At 58.8% G+C, this 11,202-nt stretch carries 10 protein-coding genes and 2 pseudogenes; 6 read left to right on the top strand and 6 right to left on the bottom strand.

Annotation, left to right across the window (positions count from 1 at the left end; translation table 11 throughout):
* Positions 1-498: substrate-binding domain-containing protein (locus ASG35_RS13475; protein ID WP_156393156.1), on the bottom strand; the 498-nt coding region annotated here is incomplete at its 3' end.
* Between the two features lie 269 nt (positions 499-767).
* Between ASG35_RS13475 and ASG35_RS13480 the strand changes: the two genes are divergently transcribed.
* A complete protein-coding gene (locus ASG35_RS13480) occupies positions 768-1,640 on the top strand; it encodes a LysR family transcriptional regulator (RefSeq protein ID WP_056357802.1) in 873 nt (290 codons plus the stop codon).
* Positions 1,641-1,672: 32 nt separating this feature from the next.
* On the opposite strand, the gene ASG35_RS13485 is transcribed toward ASG35_RS13480, so the two are convergent.
* From ASG35_RS13485 to bla, 5 genes are all read right to left on the bottom strand, one after another.
* Positions 1,673-2,812, bottom strand: a complete 1,140-nt coding sequence (locus ASG35_RS13485) for an MFS transporter (RefSeq protein WP_056357805.1) — start codon at positions 2,810-2,812, stop codon at positions 1,673-1,675.
* Entirely contained in the window at positions 2,809-3,600 is a 792-nt protein-coding gene (locus ASG35_RS13490) for a DeoR/GlpR family DNA-binding transcription regulator (protein ID WP_056357808.1), read from the bottom strand. Before ASG35_RS13490 ends, ASG35_RS13485 begins: the two co-directional genes overlap by 4 nt.
* A gap of 101 nt (positions 3,601-3,701) precedes the next feature.
* A complete protein-coding gene (locus ASG35_RS13495) occupies positions 3,702-5,609 on the bottom strand; it encodes a putative bifunctional diguanylate cyclase/phosphodiesterase (protein ID WP_056357812.1) in 1,908 nt (635 codons plus the stop codon).
* Positions 5,610-5,785: 176 nt separating this feature from the next.
* Positions 5,786-6,250, bottom strand: a complete 465-nt coding sequence (locus tag ASG35_RS13500; protein WP_056357815.1) for a lysozyme inhibitor LprI family protein — start codon at positions 6,248-6,250, stop codon at positions 5,786-5,788.
* Positions 6,251-6,318: 68 nt separating this feature from the next.
* Positions 6,319-7,221 carry a class A beta-lactamase gene (gene bla / locus ASG35_RS13505; protein WP_056357818.1) on the bottom strand — a complete coding sequence of 301 codons (903 nt, stop codon included), beginning with the start codon at positions 7,219-7,221 and terminating at the stop codon, positions 6,319-6,321.
* Positions 7,222-7,337: 116 nt separating this feature from the next.
* Here bla and ASG35_RS13510 point away from each other — a divergent pair, with 116 nt between their 5' ends.
* The 5 genes and pseudogenes from ASG35_RS13510 to ASG35_RS32110 all read left to right on the top strand — a co-directional run.
* Complete coding sequence (locus ASG35_RS13510) at positions 7,338-8,210, top strand: LysR family transcriptional regulator (RefSeq protein ID WP_056357821.1); 873 nt, start codon at positions 7,338-7,340, stop codon at positions 8,208-8,210.
* A gap of 138 nt (positions 8,211-8,348) precedes the next feature.
* Entirely contained in the window at positions 8,349-8,789 is a 441-nt protein-coding gene (locus ASG35_RS13515) for a universal stress protein (protein ID WP_056357824.1), read from the top strand.
* 574 nt (positions 8,790-9,363) lie between these two features.
* Positions 9,364-9,710, top strand: a 347-nt coding sequence (locus ASG35_RS32660; protein ID WP_442854833.1) for a contractile injection system protein, VgrG/Pvc8 family, incomplete at its 3' end; no start/stop codon positions are given.
* A 1-nt stretch (position 9,711) separates the two neighbouring features.
* Positions 9,712-10,502, top strand: a pseudogene (locus ASG35_RS32105) (type VI secretion system Vgr family protein); the annotation flags it as partial.
* A gap of 1 nt (position 10,503) precedes the next feature.
* A pseudogene (locus ASG35_RS32110) lies at positions 10,504-11,202 on the top strand (type VI secretion system Vgr family protein); the annotation flags it as partial.

Consider the following 11,202-nt stretch of genomic DNA (forward strand, 5'->3'; position numbering starts at 1 on the left):
CTTTTGCTTGGCAAGATAATCGCCGACCTGACGCGCGCCCTTGGCGTTGTCCGGACCGACGAACGGCACGTTCAGGTTCTTCGACTTGAGCACGTCGGCGTCGAGCTTGTTGTCGATATTCACCACGATGATCCCGGCATCCACTGCTTTCTTGATCACCGGAACCAGCGCTTTCGAATCAGCCGGGGCGATCACGAGCGCATCGACTTTCGACACGATCATCTGTTCCACGATGCGGATCTGATTGGCGGTATCGGTTTCGTCCTTGATGCCGTTCGTGATCAGCGTGAACTTGTCGGTGTTATGAGCTTGATAGTCCTTGGCACCGGTTTCCATCGTCAGGAAAAACTCGTTCGCGAGCGACTTCATCACGAGCGCGACGGTGGGTTTTTTCGCTGCTTGAGCGAATGCGGATGAAACGGGCAGAAGCGACGCTGCCGCAAAAACCGCGGTTGCGGCGAGTACGCGGCGTCGAGCTTGATTGTGCTTGCGGGTCATAAAGTCTCCGGAGTCCGCTCTTCGGTCTACCGGTCGGCAGCCGCGAGTCGTATGGTGATTGCGTTCTTAAGATGCGCGAGATTAACGAGTTAATCAATCTGAAAGGAAAGCCCTGGATGACGTTTCCTATGTTTTCCTTTCGCGCGAGGTACCTGAAAGACCGCGCCAGACGCCTGATTGACGGTGGCAAAAATGGCCTATCGAGGTCTAATGCTATCCTCGCGATTGGCGATATGCTACCTCTAAAATTGAAAGCGGGCGTTTCGAATATGGAACACGTCGATTGGGACGATTTGCGCATTCTGCTTGCCATCGCGCGCGAAGGCACCATGCGGGCCGCGGCTTTAGCGTGCGACGTGAGTGCCGCCACACTCTCGCGCCGGCTTGGCGAACTTGAACGAAGACTAGGTGAACCCCTGATTGACCGCGTGCCTTCCGGGTGCACGGTAACCGTATTCGGACAGCAAGTCCTGACGTGGGCCGAGCAAATGGAAACGCTCGCGCATCAGATCGAACGCGCTGGAGACGTGACCGGATCTCATGGTCTTGAAGGGACCGTCAGGATCAATGCCGTCGAATGGATGTCCTATATCCTGATGAAGCTGCTCGGCTCCTTTCAGGAACGATTTCCCGGACTTGCTATTGAGGTGCTGACCTCTCAGCGCCCTTATAACCTTGCGCGTCGCGAAGCCGATATTGCCATCTGGTCCGAATGTCCTGATGAAGGCGATCTGTACGTGCGCCGCATCGGCAAGGTGCGTTTCGGGTTGTATGCATCGCGCGATTATTATTTGCGTCACAAGGTGGCGATCAAAAAGCGGGAATGGAACAAGCTCTCGTTCGTGGGATATGACGAACGCCGTGGCGATCATCCTGCCGCCCGATGGCTGAAGACATTGCCGGGCGCGCCGGAGCCAAGCCTTCGATGCAGCTATGTGCTGGGCGTTTTCGACGGCGTGCTGGGAGGCTCGGGCCTCGGCGTGCTCGCCCAACTCGCCGGCGATACAACCAGCGACCTGGTTTGCATCGAACCGCATATCCGCGAACTCGATCAGGACGTATGGATGGTGTTGCATCCGGCGCTACGCGGAAGCGAGCGCATACGCGCGGTATCGAATCTTGTCGCGGATATTTTTCGATGATTATTTAGGCGTAACGCATTGATCGACCAGAGTCATGCGGCCACATTCCTCACCGCTTTGCCACCCAGCAAGCAGACAACCAGCGTTGCTATCACAAGCGCGAACAACGCCAGCCGCAGGCCAACGAAATCTGCTGCAAATCCAATCAGCGGCGGTCCGACGAGGAACCCCGCATAACCTGCGGTTGCTGCCATCGAAACACCGACTGCGGGCGTTGGAGTCGAGCGTCCGGCCGCGCTGAAAATGACCGGTACGATGTTCGACAGTCCAATGCCTACGAGCACAAATCCCACGCAAGCAGTCACCACGTTTGGATATCCAAGTACCAATGCCAATCCGAGCGCTGCAATCAGGCCACCGATTGCGACGACCACACTCGACCCCAACCGACGCACGGAGACGTCGCCGACGACGCGGCACGCCGCCATCGCAAATGCGAACGATGAATAACCCAATGCCGCGGCGCTCGCTTGTGTATCGAGTGCGGAGCGCAGGAATACCGCGCTCCAGTCCGCAACCGCGCCTTCGACCAGCATGCAAAGAAACGCAAGGCCGGCGAGTTTCATCACCGCGCCGCTAGGCAAAACGAAGCCGCTTGCCGCTTCTTTCACGCGGGGTCCAATATCCCTAAGCGCAAAGATAGCCGCCCCTAAAACAAGCGCAGCGATCACCGCATCGGGAATCAAAAGGCCGCCGGATGTGCCGATGCCATTCGCTTGCAACGCTGCGCCCGATGCCGCGCCGAGCAAACCGCCCACGCTCCACGCGGCGTGAAACGACGACATGATCGGCGCGTGCCATTCGCTTTCTATGGCGCTGGCGTGCCCGTTCATCGATACATCGAGTGCGCCGTTTGCCGCGCCCAAAACAAACAGCACGGCGCACAACATTGCAAAGTCGGGTACGAATGCGGGTAATGGAAGGGTCAGTACAAACGCAATGCCAAGGAACGCCGTGACGCGCCCGCTGCCGAAGCGCGGAGCGAGGCGGCCGGCTAACGGCATGGCGACAATAGCGCCGAGGGCAAACGCGAACAGCGCAATTCCGAGCGCGGTATCGCTGAGAGACAAGGCTTCCTTGATGCGCGGAACCTCGACGGCCCACGCTCCGATCCCCAAACCGTTAGCAAGAAATACGGCAGTCGTGGCGATACGTTCGGAGACGAGTTTCATTGCGCCACCATCACGTTGCCGCACAGGTTTTCAAACGCGTTAAGGCGTTCGGCGGGAACATCGGCTTCCAGGATCAAATAGTCGATCTCCGATGCAGACGTCACAAAATAAGGTGCCGCAGTCATTAATTTCTCCGATGTCATCGCTATGGCGACCTGTCCGCTCGACTTCACCATCGCGCGCTTTAGTTCGGCTTCCTCAGCATCGAAAGCTGCAACGCCTTCCGTTATATCGATGGCGCATGCGCCCAGGAAGCACAGGTCCGCCCTGATCTGCTGAACCTGCAACAGCGCGGTGGAACCGGCGGAACCCGCGCTGCGTGGACTCAAACGCCCGCCAATCAGGATTACATCGATACCCGCTCGATCCATTAGCCGTGAGCAGGCGTCGGGGGAGTTGGTCACGACTGTGAGCCCGGCGTTATCCGGCAGCGCGGCGGCAATGGCGACGTTGGTCGTGCCTGCATCGAGCAGAATGATCTGCCCCGGCTGGACGATGCTCGCCGCTAATGCCGCAAGCACCGCTTTGCGGTCGACTGCTTCGCGCATGCGCGTGGATCCTGCACTCGATGCCGGCGATATCAGCAACGCGCCGCCGTAGACGCGTTTGCAATGGCCGGCATCGGCGAGATCGCGCAAGTGACGGCGGATGGTGTGCTCGGATGTGCTGAATTCCGCGGCGAGGTCCGCGGCCAGTACGCGGCCGCGCGAGCGCAAACGCTCCAGGATCAGCTTGGCGCGTTCTTCCGGGAGGAGGTTTTCTGTGGCGTTCAGGCGGGTTCTTTGCATCGTTCGCTGGGGGTTGAATCGATCATGAATGAGCGTAATGTATCGTAAACGAGCAAACCGGGGCAAATTTTTTTAGGCGACCCATCGCAAACAGCTCGGGACTAAATCGTTATTCCCGCAATCTTCTCCCCGCGTTCCGGCCGCCCCAGAAAGAACCCCTGCGCGCTCGTGCATCCGCATCCGCGCACGAATGCAAGCTGTTCATCGGTCTCGATTCCTTCGGCCGTCGTCGGAATTCCAAGCTCCCTCGCAAGCGCCACGATCCCGCGCACGACCGCCGCCGATTCCCTGCGATACACCGATTCCCGCACGAACGAGCTATCGATCTTGAGGGTATCGAAGGAAAAGCGGCACAAGTTCGATAAGGTCGAAAACCCCGTGCCAAAGTCATCGAGCGCGAGGCCGATACCCATCGCCCGAAGCCGTTCGACGTTGCGGCGCGTCGGGCCGTCGTCGCTCATCAGCACGGTTTCCGTGACTTCGATATTCAAGCGCGACGGTGGCAAACCGTATTCGCGCAGCACGGAAGCCACCGTGTCCGCGAACGTCTCCTCGCGCAACTGGACCGGCGACACATTCACCACGACGACCACGGGTTCGCGCCATTGCGCGGCTTCCTCGCACGAGCGCCGCAGAACCCATTCACCAAGCGGCAGGATCAGCCCCGTGCGTTCGGCTATGGGCACGAACGTGGTGGGCGGCAACTCGCCGCGCGTGGGATGGGTCCATCGGACAAGCGCTTCGCGGCCTGTCGTCACGCCGCTCGCAAGATTCACGATCGCCTGGTATTCCATGCGCAAGCCGCTGCCAAACGCCTGAAGCGCGCCTTCCAGATCGCTGCGCAAGAGGCTCAGGCTTTCGTCGGAGGCGTGCGCCTGGGCATCGAAAACGGCAAACGCGCTTTTGCCGCTGCGCTTCACGGCGTAAAGCGCGCGGTCGGCGCAGATCAGCAATTGCGGGCCGGTATTGCCATGATCGGGATACTGCGAAATGCCCACGCTCGCGCCAATGCGCACGAGCGCGTCGTTGAGCACGAACGGCCGGGCGAGCGTCTTCACGATCTGGTCGGCCAGGAGGCGGACTTCTTCACTGAGCGACGCATCGTTCGATATGGCGACGAACTCGTCGCCCGCCAGCCGCCCGACGATATCGCCCTTGCGCAACACCGCCCGCAAGCGACGCGCCGATTCCTGCAGGACGAGATCGCCGGCGGCGTGGCCGAGGCTGTCGTTGATGGCCTTGAAACCGTCCAGATCGATAAGCAGCACGGCAAACGATCCGGGCCGCAACGCGGGTTCGGCATCAGTGCGATTGAGCAGCAATTCGCTGATACGCGCGCGGTTGGGAAGGCCGGTCAGGCTGTCGTGGCGCGCGAGCCGGTTGCTGGTTTCCTGCGCGCGCAGCATGGCGACCGTGTCCTTATTGCTGCGCACCGCGACCGTAAAAAATCCGGCTGCGCAAAACGGCGCCTGGAACAGCAGCACGATCTTCCCGGATCCGGGCGACATTGCCGCACCGAGTCCCAGCAGCGTGAAGATGAACGTTATCTGGATCATCACGAGGCGCGGCGTGCCGGCGTTACGTCCGGCCAGACCGCCGACCACGCCGACGGCGCAAACGTTGCCCAACAGAAAGAGTGTCTGGTCGCCGCTGATATTGCAGAGCAGCGCGCCGAGCCCGAGAAGCGCGCTCCATACAATGCTTGAGACCAGGAACATCGACGTAGGTGTTGGCTCGTTACGCGCGCTGCGCCTGCAGCAAATGGCGATCAGCAATAAACGCGCGGCCAGCACCACGAGCACGGCCAAGGTCCAGGCCAGATACGTTGCGCCCGGGTACAGATATAAAGCTGCCAGACAAACGCTGAGCTCGCAAATCGACGCCATGACAATCGATGTTGTCCTGGTGAACAGGTTTGAAAGCAGCACTTGCCGGTTATCGGCGCTCAGGTCCTGAGCGGATCCCACGAGCCATTTGAAAAACGGCGACCTCGGTTCGCTAAACGCCATGGAGTGCGCAATAAAGGGGGTTATATGGTTATCGGCACGGCTGGCTTTTTCTGTTGCGGATTATCCCGTGGATTGCGCTTTATGCTTGATAAATATGATTCCGACTTATTCCAATTCTGACGATCATGTAAGGCAACGCTTGCTACAAGGAGTCTTGCGTTTGTCTTGCGAAAAGATCATTGCCCGTCGACGGACATCACGCTCAAGTAAGACTCCAGTCTCAGGGCGCGGTCGCGCGTGAGGGACATGCCTTCGTCTTCCTGCATGGGGACGTAGATCGTGCCCTGACGCGTTGCGAAGATCGCGGACTGAGTTGCCAGTTCGGCATCGCGGAAAGTCAGCCAGGCTCGCTGCGACGCTTTCAGCTTTTGCGCGGGCGCGGCCGGAAGCGTCTTCAGCAAGTTTTGGTACGCAACGTTCAACCGATGATCGAACGCCTTGTACGCGACCGAATAACAGCCGGACATGTCCGCGGTCGAAACGGTCTTCGGATTGTTGAGGCAGGCGTCCAGCGCTTCCGATGTCTTGTCTTTCGGTTCATCCGCAAGCGCCGGCGTTGCGAGCGCCGCTGCGCCGATGCCTGAAATCAGAAGCAGCGAGACGATCCATCGGCGGGTTTTACGCGAGAGCTTGGCGATCATCGGAAGAGTCGTGTGACATGAAGGACCGCTATTCTGCCGCGTATTTCATGTCGGCTGTAAAACGACATTCAGAACGAAACGAGCAGCTTGCCGACATCCGCAATCGCCGCTTCCCGCCGCGCGGTTTCGGCATTCGTTTGCGTCAGATAAGCGCTCACCAGCAGCGGTGGGCGTCCGGGTGGCCAGATGATCGCGATGTCATTGGTCGAGCCGTGCGATCCGGTGCCGGTTTTATCGCCGACGCGCCAGTCCTTTGGCAGCTTCGCGCGAATCCGCTTCCCGCCGGTCTGGTTCGCGATCAGCCAATCCCGCAACTGCGCGCACGAACTCACGGACAGCCGGTCGGTCAGCAACAGCGTGCGCATATTGGCGAGCATGGCGTTGGGCGTGGTGGTATCGCGTGGATCGCCGGGCGTGCTTTCGTTCAACGTGGGTTCGTTGCGATCGAGGCGCGTGAATTGGTCGCCGAGCGTGCGCAAGAACGCCGTCAGCGCGGGCGGTCCGCCGAAGCTTGCGAGCAGCAGGTTGCCCGCGGTGTTGTCGCTGAGCGTGATCGCGGCGGCGCACAGATCGCCGACGCTCAGACCCGCTGGACCCGTGTGATGTTGCGTGACCGGCGAATATTCGACGAGATCGCTCTTCGAATAAACGATCTTCCGCTTCAAGTCTTCCTGACCCTGGTCCACGCGCGCCAGGACGAAACTAGCAGCGAGGAACTTGAAGGTGCTGCACATGGGAAACGCCTCGTCCGCGCGCAGTCCGGCGCGCTTGCCAGAACCGGTGTCGAGAATCGATACCCCCAGCCGTCCGCCGGAGCGTGCTTCGATCCGGGCAAGTTCCTCGCCAACCTTCCCGGCTGAAACGCCGGCGCTGGTTTCCGCTGCCATTGCCAGCTTTCCAAACGATGCCGCTACAACTCCAGCTAGGGACGCGCCCGCAAGCGTGCCCGTGAACATCCGCCGTGTGACCATTGATCCTCCATTCGTGACGTGAATTGAGCGCTCAATATCGGCGGTTTGGATTTCATTGGCAAACGATGATAACTTTACGCGAACCCAAGAAAATCTAATGGATCGGCGGAAGACGAATGCGACCTTATCTCCCTCTGAACGCGTTGCGGGCGTTCGAGTCGTCCGCGCGGCACTTGAGCTTCACGCGCGCCGCGCTCGAATTGAACGTCACGCAGGCGGCCGTCAGCCAGCAAGTGAGATCGCTGGAAGAACGGCTCGGCACGACGCTTTTCAAGCGCTTGCCGCGCGGCCTCGGCATGACCGACGAAGGCCTCGCGTTGCGTCCCGTTTTGACCGATGCGTTCGATCGTATCGAAGCCGTTCTCAAGCAATTCGATGGCGGTCATTTCCACGAGGTCCTGACCGTCGGCGCGGTCGGCACGTTCGCCGTCGGCTGGCTGATGCCGCGCCTCAAGTCGTTTCGCGCGGCGCACCCGTTTATTGAATTGAGGTTGCTCACGCATAACAATCTGGTCGATCTCGCGACCGAAGGACTCGACTTCGCGATCCGTTTTGGCGACGGCACGTGGCCCGGATCGGTCGCGACAAAACTCTTCGATGCACCGCTCGCCATCCTGTGTTCGGCGGAGATCGGGCAGCGGCTCGACCGGCCCGAGGCGCTTGCCAACGAGACCTTGCTGCGTTCGTATCGTGTCGATGACTGGACGCGCTGGTTTGCCGCCGCCGGCATCGCGCCGCGAACGCTGCGCGGACCCGTATTCGATTCGTCGCGATTGATGGTCGAAGCGGCCATGCAGGGTGCCGGTGTTGCGCTCGCGCCTGCCGCGATGTTCGAGCGCGAGCTGAACATGGGAAGTCTCGTTCGCCCGTTCGATGTCGAGGTGAACGCGGGCAGTTACTGGCTTACGTCGATGAGAGGAAAAACCATGACGCCCGCCATGCTTTCCTTCAGCAACTGGATAGCTGGCGAGATCCCGGTGGCGCGCTGATCTGCGGCCGGGGTCGTGCTTGCATCGGCTGCAAGATTTGGGGCTGCGGGATTTTTCGAAAAACGACATGGAATTTTCGCTGGATTCAAGGCGTTATCCGAACGAACCGCAGCACAGCGGGAATCATCGGAGCCTTGAATGTTCGACTATCGGCGCATCCTCACGTGTTACGACGACACGGCGGAGATGAAGGCGGCGTTGCATCACGCAACATCGCTTGGAAAATCCTTGCGGGCAGAGCTGCACGTGCTGGTTGTCATCGACATAGCCGCGATGGTGTCCTCGACACTCGGCATGCCTTCCGAAGGGGCTTATCTGAACATCGAGCACACGGCGCGCGAGACGTTGCAGCGCGGGCTCGATCTGGCGGAGGCGCGTGGCGTGAGCGCGCACGGACACGTTGCAGTGGGCAATATGGCCGATAACGTGAAGCATTATGCCGACGCGTTGCGGGCCGATTTTGTGGTGGTGGGACATCGGCGACGTTCTGGTTTTTCACGCCTGTGGCATGGGCCGGCGCCGCATCAGACATTGATCGGACGATGCGGGGCGAGTGCTGTGATTACGGTGACGGTTTGAGGAGAGCGGCGGGACCGGCTTCGCGCTCTGTCGCTCATAGCGAGCAAGATTTGGCTTTCGACGTCACGTATCCGGCATCGATCCGTGCATAGCGCAGCTTCGTTTGCGAATTTTTTGACACCTTCTTTTCCATTTTCATGTCTCGTAGCGACGCAGCTAAGCTTGGCGAGGCCCTATCACCGAAGGATGTGACGCGGAACAAGACAAATCCGAATTAAGCGGTTTTTCATCGTTAACGCATCGACCCACTTGAAAATGTTTAGTTATCCGTTATTGTTCCGGGTCGTGAAACGAATAGAACGACCATGCACACAACTTCGCACGATCAAGAGGTTGCATGAAGACATCTGAGAGGCGAAGACGATGCAGGATAGTGGTCAGAGAGCACAATGGAACCGCTCGCACAACACGCGCGTAACCGGCCAACAGGCCTATCACCTCGATGTACCCAGCGCGTCGAATTCCAAAGACATTTCGGTGATTTCGTATCACGCGCGCGAGGGCATGGCTCGATGTACCCAGCGCGTCGAATTCCAAAGACATTTCGGTGATTTCGTATCACGCGCGCGAGGGCATGGCATCGCCTTACGAAATCACGATTGAGTTCACACATCCGGAATTGCTCGCACGTGCCGATTATCTCGGACGCGACGGACACTTCACGATTACTGCCGAAGACAGCATAGAACCGCGTGTTTATCGTGGCATCGTTACTCAGTTCAAGCGGATTAAAAAGACCAAAGACTTCTATCGATACACAATCGTCGTTGCATCGCAAATGAAGCGTCTTGCGCTTTTGCACCGATGCCGCGTGTTTCAGCAGCAAAGTGCGAAGCAAATCATTGAATCGATTCTGCTGAACGACAAGTTCATGGATCATCAGTTCGAGTTCAAGCTAGAGCGCCGCCGCTACCGCCGAACNTTGCACCGATGCCGCGTGTTTCAGCAGCAAAGTGCGAAGCAAATCATTGAATCGATTCTGCTGAACGACAAGTTCATGGATCATCAGTTCGAGTTCAAACTGCGCCGCGATTATCCCGTGCACGATTTTCGCCTGCAGTATCAGATATCGGATCTTGATTACATCCGCCTTTTGTGCGAGCAAGAAGGGATTTATTTCTATACCGAACAAGGCAAACATGGCGACGTAGTCGTATTCGGTGACGATATCGATCATTACGTTTACACGCCCGAATTGAAGGTGCCGTATCGCGAGAACGCGGGGCTTGAAGCTGGAACTGAAGCCGTGTTCGCGCTCGAGACGCACACCGAAGTCGTGCCGCAATCGGTTCTGGTCGCTGACTACAATCCGCTGGTTGCGTGGGAGCGCTTCAAGGACGAAGCGAACGTCGCCATCAACGATACGACCACCTACGGTCAGCCTTATATCTACGGCACGAATCATTTGAGCCAGGACGGCGCGCGATGGGAAGCTCAATTGCGTCACGAGGCGGCAATTGCGTGGCAAGTCGTGTATCACGGACAAAGCAATGTGCTGGAGTTGCGACCGGGCCGCATTCTGCGTATCGATGAACCTTTGCCCGATGCGCCCAGCGGGCAGGTGATTATCGAAGTGACGCACTCGGGCGGCCGGGGCGTGGCTTACAGCAACTCGTATAAAGCGATTCCGTCCGATCGCCGCTTCAGGCTGAAAATCGACGAAAGCAAATGGCCGAAAATCCATGGAGCGCTAAGCGCACGCGTGACGTCGCCNGTATAAAGCGATTCCGTCCGATCGCCGCTTCAGGCTGAAAATCGACGAAAGCAAATGGCCGAAAATCCATGGAGCGCTAAGCGCACGCGTGACGTCGCCAAATAAATACCCGTATGCGTATTTGACGAAGGCGGGGCACTATCCGGTGCGATTGGATATCGACTTCGATAAGTGGAATCCAGGCGGTGAAAGCGTGCCCTTGCGCATGGCCAAGCCGTTCGCTGGCGCGTTGCAAACCGGCTTCCACTTCCCGGTTCTCGACGGCACCGAAGCGGTCATCATGGCCCGCGATGGTGATCCGAACAAACTCTTTATCTCGCAGTTTCATCACAACAGCATTCAATCCGACTTGGTTCACAACCAGGAACGATGGATGTCGCGGAACGTTATTCGCACGCAATCGAATAACAAGATCCGGATGGAGGACTGGGAGAACGAACAGCACATCAAGATCAGCACCGAGCATTCGGGCAAGAGTCAACTCAATCTCGGGCATTTGGTCGACAGCAAGCGGCAAAAGCGTGGCGAAGGGTATGAGCTGCGGACGTCCGGGTATGGCGCGATTCGCGCTGGCCAGGGCATGTTTATCTCGGCGGACGATCAGCCTGCGGCTAGCGGTCAGCAGCTTGAAATGAATGCCGCGCAAGGACTGCTGGAGCAGGCGCTCCAACAGATGCAAGCGCTTGCCGAAGCGGCGAA

Source organism: Burkholderia sp. Leaf177 (assembly GCF_001424345.1).
Classification (GTDB): domain Bacteria; phylum Pseudomonadota; class Gammaproteobacteria; order Burkholderiales; family Burkholderiaceae; genus Caballeronia.